Here is a 17,319-nt window from a genome sequence, read left to right as displayed (position 1 = left end):
CCCCTCGGGTCTCCGAGGCGCGGGGCGCGGGAGCCTCAGGGCTCCCCCGGGGGAGTCGCCCGGGCGAACGACGGCCGAGGCGTCGGCCCGTCCGGCGCGGCTGAAGGGCAGGGCTCGAAGGGGCCGTCCCGGCGAACGGCGCCTGGACGGCGGCCGGGACAGGGGACACGGGACCCCGCGTTCCCGCCCGGCACCCTTACGGCGCCGGGCCGGGGCGGAACCCCTTCGGTCAGTTCTCGCGCTGGTGGTACGTCCTGCGCGTGTGCTCGGTGTGCGCGCGCATGATCTCCGTCGCCCGCTGCTCGTCCCGGGCCGAGATCGCCGCGATGAGCTGGCGGTGCTCGATCCACGACTGCTTCCCGCGCTGCCGGGCGACCGGGGTGTAGTACCAGCGCACCCGCCGGTCGACCTGGCCCGCCAGCTCGGCCAGGACGAGGTTGCCTGCGAGCTCCATCACCTTGGCGTGGAAGGCGGCGTTCGTGGCGACCGCGCGGTCGACGTCGTCGTCGGCGACGGCCTGCTCGCCCTGCGCGCAGAGCTCTTCGAGCGCCGTGATGCCCGCCGAGCCGGAGTTCGCCGCGGCCAGCCGGGCGGCCTCGGCCTCCAGGAGCGTACGGACCGAGAGAAGCTGGTCGGCCTCCTCCTCGGTCGGTTCGTGGACGAACGCGCCCTGGGCGGGGCGCAGATCGACCCAGCCCTCGGTGTTGAGCCGCTGCAGCGCTTCCCGCACGGGCTGCCGGGAGACCCCGAGGTGGCCGGCGAGCTCGCTCTCGACCAGATGCTGCCCGGGCCGCAGCGCCCGGGTGGTGATGAGCTCGAGCAGCGCCTCGTACACACGCTCGCGCAGAGGCCCCGGGCGTTCCAGCCTGGGCACGGATCCTTGCGGCAGCCCTGCGGACAACATCGCGCCCCCTCCGGACGATTGGCTATCGTCTACAGTCTACCGAGCACAATCCCCTCAGGGGCAGTGAACCACCTGACCCGCGTAGGAGAGATTGCCGCCGAAGCCGAAGAGCAGCGCCGGCGCGCCGGAGGCGACCTCGCCGCGCTCCACCAGCTTGGCCAGGGCCATCGGGATCGAGGCGGCGGAGGTGTTGCCGGACTCGACGACATCGCGGGCGACCACCGCGTTGACCGCGCCGATGCGCTCGGCGACGGGCTCGATGATCCGCAGGTTCGCCTGGTGCAGAACGACGGCGGCGAGTTCCTCGGGGGCGATCCCGGCCCGTTCGCACACCGCCCGGGCGATCGGCGGGAGCTGTGTGGTGGCCCAGCGGTAGACGCTCTGGCCCTCCTGCGCGAAGCGCGGAGGCATCCCCTCGATCCGCACCGCGTGGCCCATCTGCGGGAGCGATCCCCACAGCACCGGTCCGATGCCCGAGTCCCGCTCCTCGCATGCCTCGACGACGGCGGCGCCCGCGCCGTCCCCGACGAGAACGCAGGTGGTGCGGTCGGTCCAGTCGGTGATCTCGGACATCTTGTCGGCGCCGATCACCAGGGCGCGCACGGCCGACCCGGCGCGCACGGCGTGGTCGGCGGTGGCGAGGGCGTGGGTGAAGCCGGCGCAGACGACGTTGAGGTCCATGGTCGCGGGCGAGGCCATGCCGAGCCGGGCGGCGACGCGTGCGGCCGTGTTCGGGGAGCGGTCCACCGCGGTGGAGGTGGCGACCAGGACGAGGTCGATGTCGGCGGGCGCGAGTCCTGCCGCGGCAAGCGCCTTGGCGGCGGCGTGGGCGGCCAGTTCGTCCACCGGCTCGTCGGGGCCGGCGATGTGCCGGGTCCTGATGCCGACACGGCTGGTGATCCATTCGTCGCTGGTGTCGACCACGGCCGCCAGGTCGCCGTTGGTGAGCACCTTGGCGGGCTGGTAGTGCCCGAGCCCGGTGATGCGTGTGCCGGTGCGCGTGCCGGCGCCAGTGCGCGTGCCGGTGCGCGTGCCGGCGCCAGTGCGCGTGCCGGTGCGCGTGCCGGCGCCAGTGCGCGTGCCGGTGCCGGTGCGTGTGCCGGTCATACCCGGGGACCCCCGTAGTTGTCGACGTCAGGAGCCTCCCAGTCTCGTCAGCGACCCACCGGTACGAGGGCAGGTGAACCGACAGGAATCCCCCCTCCCTCTTGGAGGCTCCTACCTGTCGCCCCTGTCGTCCGCGGTGGCCGGCGGCTGGTGGAGGCCGAAGGGCGAGCCCTGGTCGTCGCGGCAGAAGCGGAAGCGCCCGAAGCGCGCGACGGTGCCGGGGTCCTCGTCGGCGCCGCCGGGGCCCGGCTCGACCGCGCCGCCGAGGGCGACGACCCGGGCGAGCGCGGCGTCGAGGTCGTCGACCTTGAAGAAGAGGTACGGGCTCGCCTCGGCGTCGGCGCCGTGGACTCCGCCGGGGACGGTCGGGGTGGTGATCGAGAAGCCGCTGCCCGGCGGGACGGGCTCGAAGGTCCAGCCGAAGAGTCCGCCGTAGAAGGTGCGGGCCTTCTGCGCGTCGTCCACGCCCAGTTCGAAGAAGGAGATCTCGCCGGCCATCACTGGCTCCCGTCGGTCGGTCGGCTGGTCGCCGGCGGGCTCTGACGCGCTGCCGGCGGGCTGTCGAGGCGCTCTCCTGCTCCACGCTGCCATACGCCTTGTCGACGGCAAATCCATACTGTAGACAATATATCGTCGACAGGTTCAGCCCGTTCAGCCCCGTTTATCGGTTCCCTCGACCGGACGGAGAGCCCCACGTGAAAGTCGCAGTCGTCGGCGCCGGAGCGATCGGCGCCTACGTCGGAGCCGCGCTCGACCGCGCCGGTGCCGACGTCCATCTCATCGCCCGTGGACCCCACCTGGCGGCCATGAGGCAGCACGGCGTCCGGGTGCTCAGCCCGCGCGGCGACTTCACCGCGCGGGTGAACGCCACCGACCGGCCGGCCGACGTCGGCCCGGTCGACCACGTCTTCCTCGGTCTGAAGGCCAACTCGTACGCGGCGTGCGGGCCGCTCGTCGAGCCGCTCCTCGAGGACCACACCACGATCATCGCCGCCCAGAACGGCATCCCCTGGTGGTACTTCCACCGCCACGGCGGCCCCTACGACGGACAGCGCATCGAGAGCGTCGACCCCGGCGGCACGGTCAGCGCCGTCCTGCCGCCCGAGCGGGCCGTCGGCTGCGTGGTCTACGCGGCGACCGAACTGGCGGGGCCCGGCGTCGTCCGCCATCTCGAAGGCACCCGCTTCTCGGTCGGCGAGCCGGACCGCTCCGTGTCCGCGCGCTGCTCGGAGTTCAGCGAGGCCATGCGGGCCGGGGGCCTGAAGTGCCCCGTCGAGCCCGAACTCCGCGACGACATCTGGATCAAGCTGCTCGGCAACATCTCCTTCAACCCGATCAGCGCGCTGACCCGGGCGACGATGCGCGAGATGTGCCGGCACCGCACCACCCGCGAGGTCATCGAGCAGATGATGACCGAGACCCTCCAGGTCGCCGCGGCGCTCGGCTGCCGCCCCGCCATCTCCGTCGAGCGGCGCCTCGCCGGGGCCGAGCGGGTGGGCGACCACCGCACCTCCACGCTCCAGGACCTGGAGAAGGGCAAACCCCTGGAGCTCGACGTACTGCTCGCCGCCGTGGTGGAACTCGCGGGGACCACCGGGGTGCCGGTGCCCACGCTCCGCACGGTGGCGGCCATTTCGGATCTGCTGGCGACGAGGAGCGCAGCGTGAGGAAGCGAGACCGTACGAAGCAGAACTACACCCGGCTCACCCATCCGCTCGTACGGGACGGCAGGGACGGGCCGCTGCGCAGGGCGAGCTGGGACGAGGCCCTGGACCGCGCCGCGGAGGGCTTCCGCCGGGCGCGCGAGGACCACGGGCCCGACGCGTTCGCGATGCTCTCCTGCGCCCGCGCCACGAACGAGATGAACTACGTGGCGCAGAAGTTCACCCGCGTCGTGATGGGCACCAACAACGTCGACTCGTGCAACCGCACCTGCCACGCGCCGAGCGTCGCGGGCCTGTCGGCCGTCTTCGGCTCCGGCGGCGGCACGTCCTCCTACGAGGAGGTCGAGCACACCGATCTGATCGTGATGTGGGGCTCCAACGCCCGCTTCGCGCACCCGATCTTCTTCCAGCACGTGCTGCGCGGGATACGGAGCGGGGCGCGGATGTACGCCGTCGACCCGCGCCGCACCTCCACCGCCGAGTGGGCCGAGAGCTGGCTCGGCATCAACGTCGGCACCGACATCCCCCTCGCCCACGCCATCGGCCGCGAGATCATCCACGCGGGCCTGGTCAACCGCGCCTTCGTGGAGCGCGCCACGAGCGGCTTCGAGGAGTACGCCGCGCTCGTGGAGCCCTGGACGCTCACCGCCGCCCAGAAGGTCACCGGTGTGCCGGCCGCGGCGATCCGCGACCTCGCCCACGCCTACGCCCGCGCCGAACGGGCCCAGCTGTGCTGGACGCTGGGCATCACCGAGCACCACAACGGCACCGACAACGTCCGCGCGCTCATCAACCTGTCGCTGCTCACCGGGCACGTGGGCCGCTTCGGCTCCGGGGTGCAGCCGCTGCGCGGCCAGAACAACGTGCAGGGCGGCGGCGACATGGGCGCCATCCCCAACCGGCTGCCCGGCTTCCAGGACATCCTCGACCCGGGGCACCGGGCGAAGTTCGAGACCGCCTGGGACACGGTGATCCAGCCGAGGTACGGGATGACGCTCACCGAGATGTTCGAGGCGATGGAGGCGGGCGGACTGCGGGCCGTCTACTGCATCGGCGAGAACCCCGCCCAGTCGGAGGCCGACAGCGAGCAGGCGATGCGCCGCCTGGCCGCCCTCGACCATCTCGTCGTCCAGGACATCTTCCTGACCAGGACCGCGGAGATGGCGGACGTCGTGCTGCCGGCGACCGCCGCGTGGGCGGAGACCGACGGCACGACCACCAACAGCGAGCGGCGGGTGCAGCGGGTAAGGGCCGCGGTCACCCCGCCGGGCGAGGCGCGCGAGGACATCGACATCCTGTGCGACATGGCGGGGCGGCTCGGCCACGACTGGAAGTTCACCGGGGCCGAGGCGGTCTGGAACGAGCTGCGGGCCCTGTCCCCCGACCACTCCGGGATGACGTACGACCGGCTGGAGGAGCACCAGGGCCTGCAGTGGCCCTGCCCCGACACGGAGCGGCTGCCGTCGAGCTTCCTGCACGCGCGGCTGTGGGAGACGGACGAGGCGGCGCGCGGGCGGCGCGCGCCGTTCGGGCTCGTCGAGCACGATCCGCCGGTGGACCTGACCGACGAGGAGTTCCCGATCCGGCTGACGACGGGCCGGCGGCTCGACTCGTACAACACCGGGGTGCAGAGCGGGAGTTTCGCCTCGCCGCTGCGCCGCGGGGAGTACGTGGAGCTGTGCCCGGAGGACGCGGAGCGGTACGGCGTCGTCGTCGGCGAGCAGGTCCGGGTGGTGTCGCGGCGCGGGGCGGTGGTGGCACCGGTGTGGGTGGACACCGGGCTGCGGCCCGGGCTCGCCTTCATGACGATGCACTTCCCCGACGAGGTGGACACCAACGCGCTGACGATCGAGGCGAACTGCCCGATCGCGGGGACGGCGGAGTTCAAGGCGTCGGCGATCCGGATCGAGAAGCAGCGAGTGGGGAGCTGAGGAACCGTGGATCTGCGTTTCGGCGACAGCAAACCGACGGACGAGGAGCGGGCGGCGGTCGATGCGCTGCTCGGGCCGCCCGAGTCCGCGTGGGAAGCGGCCCCGGGCAGCTTCGTCGACCGCACGAGCGCCGATCTGCGGTGGGCGCGGGGCGGGCGCGCGGCGCGTGAGCGGAGGGATCTGCTGCTGCCGGGGCTGCACGCGGTCAACGACCGGGTGGGGTGGATCAGCGAGGGGGCGCTGGCCTATCTGTGCCGGCGGCTGACCGTGCCGCCCGCGGAGGCGTACGGGGTCGCGACCTTCTACTCCATGTTCTCGGTGCGGCCGCGCCCCGCGACGGTCGTCCAGGTCTGCACGGACCTCGCGTGCGGGGCGAGAGGCGCGGCGGGGCTGTGCGCGGGGATGGAGGCGGCGGGTGTCCCGTTCGAGCGGAGCCCCTGTCTGGGCCTGTGCGAACGGGCCCCGGCGGCGCTGGTGGTACGGGCGGGAGAGCCCCCGGTCCACGCCGTCGTCGCGCCTGCCCGCGCCGAGGCCGTGGCGAAGGCCGCCCGCGTCCCGCACGACGCGCCCGCCGAACCCGGCGCCGCGCACGCCGTCCCGCAGGCCGGGGAGGAGGGTCTTGTGCTGCTGCGGCGGGTCGGGGCCGTCGACCCGTACAGCCTGGACGAGTACCGGGCGCACGGCGGATACGCCGCGCTGCGCCGGGCGTTCGCGCTCGGACCCGCCGGGGTGATCAGGGAGGTGACCGAGGCCGGGCTGGTCGGGCGGGGCGGAGCCGCGTTCCCGACGGGGCGCAAGTGGCAGGCCACGGCCGCGCAGCCGGACGGTCCGCACTACGTCGTGTGCAACGCCGACGAGTCGGAGCCGGGCACCTTCAAGGACCGGGTGGTCATGGAGGGCGATCCGTACGCCCTCGTGGAGGCGATGACCGTCGCGGGGTACGCCGTCGGCGCGCACCGCGGCTACCTCTATCTGCGCGGCGAGTACCCGCGCGCCCTGCACCGGCTGGAGCACGCCGTCGGACAGGCCCGCGCCCGCGGGCTGCTCGGCGACGACGTCCTCGGGCAGGGGTACGCCTTCGACATCGAGATACGGCGCGGCGCGGGCGCCTACATCTGCGGCGAGGAGACGGCACTGTTCAACTCGATCGAGGGGCGTCGGGGCGAGCCGCGCTCCAAGCCGCCCTTCCCCGTCGAGAAGGGCCTGTTCGGCAAGCCGACGGCCGCGAACAACGTCGAGACGCTCGTCAATGTCCTGCCGATCCTGACGGGCGGCGCCGCGGCCTTCGCCGCCGCCGAGACAAAGCTGTTCTGTGTGTCGGGCAGCGTGGAGCGGCCCGGCGTGTACGAGCTGCCGTTCGGTGCGACGCTCGGCGAACTCCTCGGCCTCGCCGGACCGCCGGAGCGGCTGAGGGCGATCCTGCTCGGCGGCGCCGCGGGCGGTTTCGTACGCCCCGACGAGCTGGACATCCCGCTCACCTTCGAGGGGACCCGCGCCGCGGGGACGACGCTCGGCTCCGGGGTGGTGCTCGTCCTGGACGACAGTGTGGCGCTGCCCCGCGTCCTGCTGCGGATCGCCGAGTTCTTCCGTGACGAGTCCTGCGGCCAGTGCGTGCCGTGCCGGGTGGGCACGGTCCGCCAGGAGGAGGCGCTGCGCCGGATCGCCGAGCGCACCGGCGCCGCGGCCGCCGATGACATCGCCCTGCTCCGCGAGGTGGGCCGTGCCATGCGGGACGCCTCGATCTGCGGTCTCGGGCAGACCGCGTGGAACGCCGTCGAATCCGCCATCGACCGTCTGGGAGCCTACGCATGACCACCGTCCCGCTCGGACTTCCGCGCCGCCTGGTCGAGTTCACCCTGGACGGGGAGACCGTCCGCGCCCCGGAGGGCGCCACCGTCCTGGATGCCTGCCGGGCCGCGGGCAAGGACATACCGACCCTGTGCGAGGGCGACACGCTCACCCCGAAGAACGCCTGCCGGGTGTGTGTCGTCGAGGTCGAGGGCGCCCGGACCCTCGCCCCGGCCTGCTCCCGCCTGGCCGAACCGGGCATGAGCGTCCGCACCGACAGCGAGCGCGCCCGGCACAGCCGCAAGCTCGTCCTGGAGCTGCTCGCCTCCTCGGTCGACATGTCGACCACGCCGCGTGTCGCCGGGTGGATCGAGGAGTACGGGGCGGAGCCCGGCCGCTTCGGCGAGGACGCGGCCAGGGTCGAGGAGGATCCGAGGGTCGACAACGAGCTCTATGTCCGGGACTACAGCAAGTGCATCCTCTGCTACAAGTGCGTGGACGCGTGCGGTGAGCAGTGGCAGAACACGTTCGCGATCGCGGTCGCGGGCCGTGGTTTCGACGCCCGTATCTCCACCGAGCACGGCGCCCCGCTCACCGAGTCGGCCTGCGTCTACTGCGGGAACTGCATCGAGGTGTGCCCGACGGGCGCGCTGTCGTTCAAGTCGGAGTTCGACATGCGCGCGGCGGGCACCTGGGACGAGTCGGCGCAGACGGAGACGACGACGGTGTGCGCGTACTGCGGTGTGGGCTGCAACGTGACCCTGCACGTGCAGGACAATGAGATCGTCAAGGTCACCTCTCCGCACGACAACCCGGTGACCCACGGCAACCTCTGCATCAAGGGCCGCTTCGGCTTCACACACGTACAGAACCGGGACTGATCACATGGGACGGGTCACCGAGCGCCGCCGCACCATCCGCGTCAGGGACGGGGCCGTGTCCGCCCGGCCGGACACGCTGGTGGCGGAGGAGCCGCTGGAGATCCGGCTGAACGGCCGGCCGCTGGCGATCACCATGCGCACGCCGGGTGACGATTTCGCGCTGGCGGCCGGGTTCCTGGTCAGCGAGGGCGTGATCGGCTCGGCGGACGAGGTGCGGTCGATCGTGTACTGCGCGGGCGCAAAGGACGACGGGTCGAACACGTACAACGTGGTGGACGTCCAGCTCGCGCCCGGCGTTCCGGTCCCCGACATCACCCTGGAGCGCAACGTCTACACGACGTCGTCGTGCGGTCTGTGCGGCAAGGCCAGTCTCGACGCGGTGCGCACGACCACCCGCCATCCGATCGCCGACACTCCCCCGGTCCGGGTCGCGCCCGAGCTGCTGTCCGGCCTCCCCGACCGGCTGCGGGCGGCACAGCGGGTCTTCGACCGGACCGGGGGGCTGCACGCCGCCGCGCTGTTCACGGAGGACGGCGAGCCGCTCGACGTCCGCGAGGACGTGGGGCGCCACAACGCGGTCGACAAGCTGGTCGGCCGGGCGCTGCGGGAGGGTCTGCTGCCGCTGTCGCGGGCGATCCTGCTGGTGTCCGGGCGGGCCTCGTTCGAGCTGGCGCAGAAGGCGGTGATGGCGGGGGTGCCGGTGCTGGCGGCGGTCTCCGCGCCGTCGTCGCTCGCCGTGGACCTGGCCGCCGAGACCGGGCTGACGCTGGTCGGTTTCCTGCGCGGTCCGGACATGAACGTGTACGCGGGCGAGGAGCGCATCGCCCTTCACACGGGGGTGTGACGGACCCGGCCGGCGGGGAGCGCCCCCTGCGCCGGCCGGGTCCTTGTCTCTTCGAGCCTCGGTTCTCCCCCTGGCCTTCGGCCGGGGGGACCCCCACCGGGGCGCTTCAGTCCCTGTCGACGGTCGATCGTGCTCGGTCCCTCGTTCCTCGGGACCTCTGCCCACGCGGCGGTAGCCGCACATCGATCGCAGTCTCCCTTTCGACAGTGACGCGCCCCTTCGGCTCACTCGGCACCGATCTCACGCCCGGCTAGGCGTTCATGAAGGCGCCGACGGGCAGGGCCCGCTCGGTGACGCGGACGTCGCCGATCCAGCCGTGGAAGAGCTGGTCGAGGGTGCCGCCGTACTCCTATCCGCCGAACAGCCAGGACAGTCCGAGGGTCGTCAGACCGTTGGCGGCGACTTCCGCGTTGCGCACGACGGGGCAGCCGTCGACGTACAGCGTGCTGCGGCGGCCGTCGTTGACGACGGCGACGTGCCACCAGCGGTCGAGCGGGAGCTCATGGCCCCAGCTGCCCACGAGGCCCGGCTGGTTGAGGGGGGCCGCTGCCCACTGGAGGCCGTGGCCGTCGGAGACGGAGAGGGTGACGACCGGTTCCGCGGGGTCGCCGGTCTTGCCGGCCGCGCCGACGGTTCCCTGACGGCTGAGGATCCCCGCCCAGGCGTTGCGGGAACCGTTCCAGTCGGCGGGGAGCTTGAAGAACGCCTCGATGGTGAAGCCGGAGGGGAACGTCGCGGTGTCGAGCGGCGCGCCCTGCACCGTACGGAAGAACGCACCGCGCAGCGGGGACTTGGCGGCGTCGAAGCGGAGGCTGCCGTGGCCGGGCTGGTCGGGGTGGTGCTCGGCGGACCAGCGCAGGGCGTCGGCGGGGCTGCCGGGGACGGCGGCGCGGACCAGGTCGTTGCCGTGGCCGGAGAGGTCGCGGACGCGCAGGCCGCCGTCGACGGGTGCGCCGTCCTCGGTGCCCGTGTCGAAGCGCCAGTACGCGACCGTGCCGGGCAGCAGCATGCGGGAGGCGGGGCGGGCGAGCCGGGGCGGTACGGGCGCGAAGCCGGCGAAGCGCTCCTCGAAGTCGATCGCGACGGAGAACCGGTCCTCGGGGCCGGTCAGTTCGGTCTCCTGGAGCTCCAGGGCGTTGGCGTCGCCGCGGGCGGCGCGGGCGAGCTGCCACGGGGAGAGGGTGGAGACGTCGATGGTGTTGCGGTCGAGGTCGAAGCGGTAGAGGCGGATCATCGCGCTGCCGCCGTAGTACCGGTCCTGGTAGTTGGTGAGGTGCAGGTGCACGTCGTTGCCCGCGTCGTTCGTGCGGGTGGTGCGGGCGGCGGGCCAGTTGTGGCCGTTGAGCGTGAGGAATATCTGGTCGTTGCGGGCGATGAGCTCGTCCCAGAGCCGCTCGCCGTACGAGGAGAACCGGGCCTCGGCGCTCGCCTCGTCGGCGTACAGGATCTCGTGGGTGGTGAGGATGACCGGGCACTTCGGGTGCCGGGCGATCACCTCGTTCGCCCAGGTGAAGCCGGCGGGCGACAGCCGCCAGTCGAGCGCGAGGACCAGCCAGTCGCGGCCGGCGGCGCGGACCAGGTGGTAGGTGTTGTAGCCGTCGGGGGACGCACCGCCGAAGGTGGGCAGCCTGCGGGCCCGCTGCGGACTGAAGGCGTCCAGGTAGGCGCTGGGGCCGCGCTGGTCGTCCTTGGAGGAGTCGATGTCGTGGTTGCCGGCGAGGACGCTGTATCCGGCGCGGCGGCGGTCGAGCAGCTCGAACACCTTGCTGAGCGGGGCGAACTCCTCGGCCCTGGCGTTCTCGACGAGGTCGCCGAGGTGGGAGAGGAAGACGATGTTCTCGTCGTGGGCGTGGTCGAGGAGGTGGCGCAGGGCGGCCTCGACGGGCTCCGGGTTGATGCTGGCGCCGTCGAAGAGGTACTGCGTGTCGGGCATGACGGCGATCGTGAACGTGCGGCGGTCGGGGTCGCTGTGCCAGCCGGACGCGGGGGCCTTGTGGCCGGCCGGCCGGCCCGCCGCGACCGCGGTCCCGGAACCTGCGGTTCCGGCGGCCCCGACGGTGAGCGCGGTGAGGCCGGCGGCGGCGAGGAAGGTACGTCTTCCGGCGGGAGGCGGGGTGGTGGGCATGGCGCGTCTCCGGGCGGTGGTGGAGTGTGACGGCCTGCACGCTAGAGCGGCACCGTCCGCGCCTTGCCCCTGGCCGGGCAACGCCCCGCGGAAGTCTCGATGAACGCCGCCACCGACGTCGCGGGGGCCTCCACGCGCCGGCCTCCGTGCGCCGCGGCCGAACCCCGGCGACCCTGTCGGCGGCCGGTGTCAGCGGGGCGCCGCCGTGCACTCCTGTTCCGACGGGGCGAGGGGCCCCCGCCCGGGCACGGGCCCCCGCCCGGGCACGGACTCGGGCACGGGCTCCGGTACGAGCTCCGGCACGGGCTCGTCCACCGGATCGCCGGCGCGGCGCTTCGCGATGACCGCGCAGACCATCAACTGCATCTGGTGGAAGAGCATGAGCGGCAGCACCGCCAGACTCGCCTGCGCCCCGAACAGCACGCTCGCCATCGGCAGCCCCGCGGCCAGGCTCTTCTTCGACCCGGCGAACTGGATCGCGATCCGGTCCGCCCGCCCGAAGCCGAACCGCTTCGCCCCGTACCACGTCACCGCGAGCATCACCGTGAGCAGCACCGCCTCGACGACCAGCAGCGCCCCCAGCCGCGCGGGCGTGACCTGGTGCCAGACGCCGGCGACCATGCCCTCGCTGAACGCGGTGTAGACGACGAGCAGGATGGAGCCGCGGTCCACGTATCCCAGCAGCTTCTTGTGCCGGGTCAGCAACGGCGCGGTCCAGCGGCGCAGCAGCTGGCCCGCCAGGAAGGGCACGAGCAGCTGGAGCACGATCCGGATCAGCGAGTCGGCGGAGAACCCGCCCGCACTCTGCCGGAGGAGCAGCGCCGCCAGCAGCGGGGTGAGGACGATTCCGGCGATGCTGGAGAAGGAGCCGGCGCAGATGGCCGCCGGCACGTTGCCGCGGGCGATCGACGTGAACGCGATCGACGACTGGATGGTCGACGGCACGAGGCACAGGAAGAGCAGACCGCCGTGAAGGGCCGGTGTGAGGAGCGAGGGCACGAGCCCCTTCGTGGCGAGCCCGAGGAGCGGGAAGACCGCGAAGGTCGCGGCCAGCACGGTCAGATGGAGCCGCCAGTGCCGCAGTCCGTCCAGCGCCTCACGGGTCGAAAGCCGGGCCCCGTAGAGGAAGAAGAGCAGGGCGACCGCTCCTGTGGCGGCTCCGCCGCCGACCGTCGCCGCCGTGCCGGAGGCGGGGAGGAGTGCGGCGAGGAGCACGGTGGCGAGCAGGGCCAGGATGTACGGGTCGAGCGGGAGCCAGGACGGCGGTCGAAGGGGGGTGAGGCGGCTCATGTGCTCCACTTGCTCTCGGTTCGGATCGTGCCCTCTCCATCGTCCACGCACCCCGGGCGATCGGGAATCCCGTACACCACTCTCACTGTCATCACGGTTCGCGATGAGCGCGTTTAGGGGGTGTCCAGTGGATCAGGCTGGATCAGCGAGCGGCGTCATGGGGCTTCGGATCCAAGGCGGAGGAGGGAGACAACGCGGTGGGGCCCCTCCCGTGCCCGGAGGGCTACGGGGGAGTCGGTGACCGACGACAACGCGGGAGACGGAGTCGCAGGGCGTCGCGAGCCCAGCATGATCCGCCGGACGCCCCCTAGCCTGGTGCCATGTACGACCCCGCCCAGCTGCGTACGTTCCTCGCGGTCGCCCAGACGCTCAGCTTCACCCAGGCCGCCCGGCGGCTCGGTGTTCGGCAGTCGACGGTCAGCCAGCATGTGCGGCGGCTGGAGGAGGCGACGGGCGGGCGGCAGCTCTTCACACGCGACACCCACAGCGTGGAGCTCACCGAGGACGGTGAGGCGATGCTCGGGTTCGCTCGGACGATCCTGGAGGCGCACGAGCGCGCGGCGGCCTTCTTCTCCGGGACCCGGCTGCGCGGGAGGCTCCGCTTCGGCGCGTCCGAGGACTTCGTCCTGACCCGGCTGCCGGAGATCCTGGAGTCGTTCCGGCGCGATCACCCCGAGGTCGACCTGGAGCTGACGGTGGAGCTCTCGGGCACGCTCCACGAGCAGCTGGCGGCCGGCCGGCTCGACCTCGTCCTGGCCAAGCGGCCCGCCGGCGGCACCCACGGCGAGCTGGTCTGGCACGACACCCTCGCCTGGATCGGCGCTCCTCAGCTGCGCCTCGACCCCGACCGGCCGGTTCCGCTGATCGTCTTCCCGCCGCCGGGGATCACCCGCGCCCGTGCGCTGGAGGTCCTGGAGGCGCACGGGCGCCCCTGGCGGATCGTGTGCACGAGCGCGAGCCTCAGCGGGCTGGTCGCGGCGGCGCGGGCGGGGCTCGGTGTCATGGCGCACTCGCGCGGGCTGATCCCGCCGGGGCTCGCGCCCGTTCCGCCGCGGGCGGGCCTTCCCGAGCTGGGGGATGTGGACTTCGTCCTGCTCCACGGCCACCGGGCGGGCGTTCCCCGGGGGACCAAGGAGGCGGCGGACGCGCTCGCCGCGGCGGTCCTCGCGGGCGGCGACCGGCTGCACCGTCCGGCGGCCGGCCCGCGCTGAAGGCCGGCCCGCGGGCGGCACCCGGCACGTGTCGGCCGCGTACAGATTCGGTGCAGATTCCTCCGGACGCCACTTACCCTTCAGTCAGAACTGCGCCCGCGCGCCCATCTGTTGGCCGGATATGAGCGGCTGACCAGCGCCGTTGCGAAATGTGCCGAGTTGTTGAAGGCCCTCCCGCCCGAACGGGCGGTGGGGTACCGTCACCGGCGCTGTGCGGAGCGCCACAAGGAGCAGGTCTTTGCGTGAGTTCACGGTTCCACCCCTGGCGATGGCACCGCCTGTCGGCGGGCTGGCGGATGCCGTGTTCGACCACGCCCTGAGCGATCCCGACCGTGTCGCGCTCGGCCGCAAGGACGACGCGGGCGAGTGGCACGACATGTCGTCCGCCGCTTTCCGGGACGAGGTGCTGGCCCTGGCGAAGGGTCTGCTCGCCCACGGCGTGCGCTTCGGCGACCGGGTCGCGATCATGTGCCGTACGCGGTACGAGTGGACGCTCTTCGACTTCGCGCTGTGGACGGTCGGCGCCCAGTCCGTGCCCATCTACCCCACCTCCTCCGCCGAGCAGGTCCTGTGGATGCTGCACGACGCCGCGGTGTCCGCGTGCATGGTCGAGCACGAGGACCACGCGATGACGATCGGCTCGGTCATCGACCGGCTGCCCCGGCTGAAGCGGCTGTGGCAGCTGGACAAGGACGCCGTCGCCGAGCTCGTCGCGGCGGGTGCGCACATCGACGAGGACGTGGTGCACCGGCACCGCCGCGCGGTCACGCCCGAGTCCATCGCGACGGTGATCTACACCTCGGGGACGACGGGCCGGCCCAAGGGGTGCGTGATCACACACGCCAACTTCATGTACGAGTCCGACACGCTCATCGGCCGCTGGGAGCCGGTCTTCCACTCCAGGCCGGGCGACGAGGCGGCGACCCTGCTGTTCCTTCCGCTCGCGCACGTCTTCGGGCGGATGGTGGAGGTCGCGGCGATCCGCGGCCGGGTGAAGCTCGGCCATCAGCCGCTGCTCCAGGCCGCCGCGCTCATCGCCGATCTGGTGTCCTTCCGGCCGACGTTCATCCTGGCCGTGCCGTACATCTTCGAGAAGGTCTTCAACGCGGCCCGGCGCAAGGCGGAGGCCGAGGGCAAGACCGGGCCGTTCGACAAGGCCGTCGATGTGGCGGTGCGGTACGCGGAGGCCCTGGAGCACCGGGCCTTCGGCCTGGGCCCCGGGCCTTCGGCGGCGCTGCGCCTCCAGCACCAGTTCTTCGAGAAGGTCGTCTACCACAAGGTGCGCACGGCGATGGGCGGCCGGGTGCGGCACGCGATGTCCGGCGGCTCGGGCATGGACCGCCGGCTCGGGCTGTTCTTCGAGGGCGCGGGGGTCACCGTCTTCGAGGGGTACGGACTCACCGAGTCGACCGCGGCGGCGACGGCGAACCCGCCGGAGCGCACCAAGTACGGCACGGTCGGGCTGCCCATCCCGGGGACGACGGTGCATATCGCCGAGGACGGGGAGGTGTGGCTGAACGGGGGGCAGATCTTCTCCGGCTACCTCAACGACCCCAAGTCGACCGACGCGGTGCTCAACGACGGCTGGCTGGCCACCGGCGACCTGGGCTCGCTCGACGAGGACGGCTATCTCACGATCACCGGGCGGAAGAAGGAGATCCTGGTGACCTCCGGCGGCAAGAGCGTGTCGCCGATCGGCCTGGAGGAGCGGGTGCGGGCGCATCCGCTGGTGGCGCAGTGCATCGCGGTCGGCAACGACCGGCCCTACATCGCGGCGCTGGTCACGGTGGACCAGGAGGCGGTTGACCACTGGCTGGCGATGCGCGACAAGGCGCCGATGGCGCCGGCGGAGCTGGTGCGGGACCCGGATCTGGAGATGGAGATCCGGCGGGCGGTGGTGGCGGCCAACACGCTGGTGTCTCAGGCCGAGTCCATCCGCACCTTCCGGATACTGGCGCATCCCTTCAGCGAGGAGCACGGGCTGCTGACGCCGTCGCTGAAGCTGAAGCGCAAGGCGATCGAGACGGCGTACGCGGCGGAGGTCGACGCGCTCTACCGCTGACGCGGCGGGTCGCCACCCGGCAACTGATGATGCATCAGTTATTGACGGTCCATCAGGTCGAGCCCAGAATCTGGGCACTCGACGGAGGGACCGACCGTGTTGCGACCGATCCGCGCCATCGCCGCAGCCGCCGCGGCGCTGCTGCTCGCCACCGCCTGCAACTCCGCCGCCACGCCGGGGGAATCGGCCGGCAAGGGCGGGAGCACGACCCGCGGGGTGACCGCCGATGCCATCAAGGTCGGCGGCATCGTCTCCATGACCACCGCCAGCGGCTACTCCAAGAAGGACACCGACCTCGGCGCGCGGGCCCGCTACGACCGCGCCAACGCCGAGGGCGGGGTCAACGGCCGCCGCATCGACTACCTGGGTGCCGAGGACGACGGCCAGGATCCGGCCAGGAATCTCGCCGCAGCCCGCAAACTGGTCCAGCGGGACAAGGTCTTCGCCGTCGCGCCGATGAGTTCGGTGACCTTCTCCGGCGCCGACTTCCTGGAGCAGCAGAGGGTACCGACCTTCGGCTGGGGCACGCTGCCGTCCTTCTGCGGGCCGAAGCACATCTACGGCTTCAACGGCTGCCTCGTGCCGATGCCCGGCGGCACGCTCAACCAGACCTGGCCGGAGGGGCTCAAGGCGGTCCTGGGCGGGGCGCGGGGCAAGTCGGTCGCGCTGATCGCCACGGACAACGACGCGGGCACCTTCGGGATCCGCACGTTCCGGCAGGGCTTCACGGCGGCCGGCTTCCGGGTGGCGTACGCGAAGGCCGTCGTGCCCGCGGCCTCGGTGCCGAACGACTGGTCCGCGTACACCAAGGAGATCCTGCGGTCCAACGGCGGCAAGGCGCCCGACGCGGTCGTGTCGGTGATGCAGACCCCGTACAACATCGGGCTGTTCACGGCGCTCAAGCGGGCCGGCTTCAGGGGCGTGATCTCCGATCCGACGGACTACGACCCGGGGCTGCTGACCAAGGACGCGACACGCCAGGCGCTGGACGGGGCGCACGTGCTGCTCCAGTTCGAGCCGTTCGAGTCCCGGAGCCCCGCGATGCGGCAGTTCAAGGAGGACATCGCCAAGGCGGCGGGCGGCAAGGACGTGCCCCTCAACATGCACATGATGACGGGCTACATGTCCGCCGACCTCTTCCTCGCGATCGCGCGGAAGGCGGGCAAGGAGCTGACCGTCGAGTCCTTCCAGCAGGCCGCGGCCTCCTTCTCCGACACCGGGACGCTGGTCGGGGACCGGGCCGAGCCCAAGGGACAGAAGGAGAGCTTCGGCTGCGGGGCGCTCGTCCGGCTCAGGAACGGGCGGTACGAGGTGGCCTCGCCGTTCCGCTGCTACCCGCCGATCCCCTTCGGCTAGGGAGTGCTCAAAGCAGCGTCGTCACCCCGAAGGGCGGGCCCGGCGGCGTCCGGTGCGTGCGATCGCAAGGCGGAGGAGGGAGTCCATGCGGAGTACCAACGACCGACGACAACGCCGCGAGCGAGCGTGCCAGGCGTCACCGGGCAGACGGGACTT

12 protein-coding genes and 1 pseudogene are annotated in these 17,319 nt (G+C 72.4%); 8 read left to right on the top strand and 5 right to left on the bottom strand.

Going from position 1 to position 17,319, the window contains the following annotated elements:
• Window positions 1-229: 229 nt before the first annotated feature.
• The 3 genes from KK483_RS31075 to KK483_RS31065 form a co-directional block, all read right to left on the bottom strand.
• Window positions 230-904, bottom strand: coding sequence for a GntR family transcriptional regulator (locus KK483_RS31075; RefSeq protein WP_262008537.1), 675 nt, complete (start codon window positions 902-904; stop codon window positions 230-232).
• A 54-nt stretch (window positions 905-958) separates the two neighbouring features.
• On the bottom strand, window positions 959-2,011 hold the full coding sequence (locus KK483_RS31070; protein ID WP_262008536.1) for a beta-ketoacyl-ACP synthase III: 1,053 nt from the start codon (window positions 2,009-2,011) through the stop codon (window positions 959-961).
• A 111-nt stretch (window positions 2,012-2,122) separates the two neighbouring features.
• Complete coding sequence (locus KK483_RS31065; RefSeq protein WP_262008534.1) at window positions 2,123-2,509, bottom strand: VOC family protein; 387 nt, start codon at window positions 2,507-2,509, stop codon at window positions 2,123-2,125.
• A gap of 197 nt (window positions 2,510-2,706) precedes the next feature.
• Here KK483_RS31065 and KK483_RS31060 point away from each other — a divergent pair, with 197 nt between their 5' ends.
• Genes KK483_RS31060 through fdhD form a run of 5 tightly spaced genes read left to right on the top strand, consistent with a single transcriptional unit; the run spans window position 2,707 to window position 9,119 of the window.
• Window positions 2,707-3,678: a 2-dehydropantoate 2-reductase gene (locus KK483_RS31060; RefSeq protein WP_262008533.1), complete on the top strand. Its 972-nt coding sequence runs from the start codon at window positions 2,707-2,709 to the stop codon at window positions 3,676-3,678.
• Window positions 3,675-5,606: a molybdopterin oxidoreductase family protein gene (locus tag KK483_RS31055; RefSeq protein WP_262008532.1), complete on the top strand. Its 1,932-nt coding sequence runs from the start codon at window positions 3,675-3,677 to the stop codon at window positions 5,604-5,606. The genes KK483_RS31060 and KK483_RS31055 overlap by 4 nt, the downstream gene beginning before the upstream one ends.
• 6 nt (window positions 5,607-5,612) lie before the next feature.
• Entirely contained in the window at window positions 5,613-7,418 is a 1,806-nt protein-coding gene (locus KK483_RS31050) for an NADH-ubiquinone oxidoreductase-F iron-sulfur binding region domain-containing protein (protein ID WP_262008531.1), read from the top strand.
• Complete coding sequence (locus KK483_RS31045) at window positions 7,415-8,275, top strand: 2Fe-2S iron-sulfur cluster-binding protein (protein ID WP_262008530.1); 861 nt, start codon at window positions 7,415-7,417, stop codon at window positions 8,273-8,275. Before KK483_RS31050 ends, KK483_RS31045 begins: the two co-directional genes overlap by 4 nt.
• Window positions 8,276-8,279: 4 nt before the next feature.
• Window positions 8,280-9,119, top strand: coding sequence for a formate dehydrogenase accessory sulfurtransferase FdhD (fdhD, locus tag KK483_RS31040; protein ID WP_262008529.1), 840 nt, complete (start codon window positions 8,280-8,282; stop codon window positions 9,117-9,119).
• 250 nt (window positions 9,120-9,369) lie between these two features.
• On the opposite strand, the pseudogene KK483_RS31035 reads toward fdhD, so the two are convergent.
• Both KK483_RS31035 and KK483_RS31030 read right to left on the bottom strand, forming a co-directional pair.
• Window positions 9,370-11,244: pseudogene (locus KK483_RS31035) on the bottom strand (LamG-like jellyroll fold domain-containing protein).
• Between the two features lie 189 nt (window positions 11,245-11,433).
• On the bottom strand, window positions 11,434-12,534 hold the full coding sequence (locus tag KK483_RS31030; protein ID WP_262008528.1) for a bile acid:sodium symporter family protein: 1,101 nt from the start codon (window positions 12,532-12,534) through the stop codon (window positions 11,434-11,436).
• A gap of 320 nt (window positions 12,535-12,854) precedes the next feature.
• Here KK483_RS31030 and KK483_RS31025 point away from each other — a divergent pair, with 320 nt between their 5' ends.
• From KK483_RS31025 to KK483_RS31015, 3 genes are all read left to right on the top strand, one after another.
• The gene (locus KK483_RS31025) at window positions 12,855-13,745 is read left to right on the top strand and encodes a LysR substrate-binding domain-containing protein (protein ID WP_262008527.1); all 891 of its coding nucleotides are present in this window, start codon (window positions 12,855-12,857) and stop codon (window positions 13,743-13,745) included.
• Window positions 13,746-14,007: 262 nt separating this feature from the next.
• On the top strand, window positions 14,008-15,807 hold the full coding sequence (locus tag KK483_RS31020; RefSeq protein WP_262009761.1) for a long-chain fatty acid--CoA ligase: 1,800 nt from the start codon (window positions 14,008-14,010) through the stop codon (window positions 15,805-15,807).
• A gap of 96 nt (window positions 15,808-15,903) precedes the next feature.
• Window positions 15,904-17,163, top strand: a complete 1,260-nt coding sequence (locus tag KK483_RS31015) for an ABC transporter substrate-binding protein (RefSeq protein ID WP_262008526.1) — start codon at window positions 15,904-15,906, stop codon at window positions 17,161-17,163.
• Window positions 17,164-17,319 lie beyond the last annotated feature (156 nt).

This window comes from Streptomyces sp. FIT100 (genome assembly GCF_024584805.1).
GTDB lineage: Bacteria > Actinomycetota > Actinomycetes > Streptomycetales > Streptomycetaceae > Streptomyces.
The sequence above is the reverse complement of the archived record's forward strand: the minus strand, read 5'-3'. Positions and strand labels throughout refer to the sequence as shown.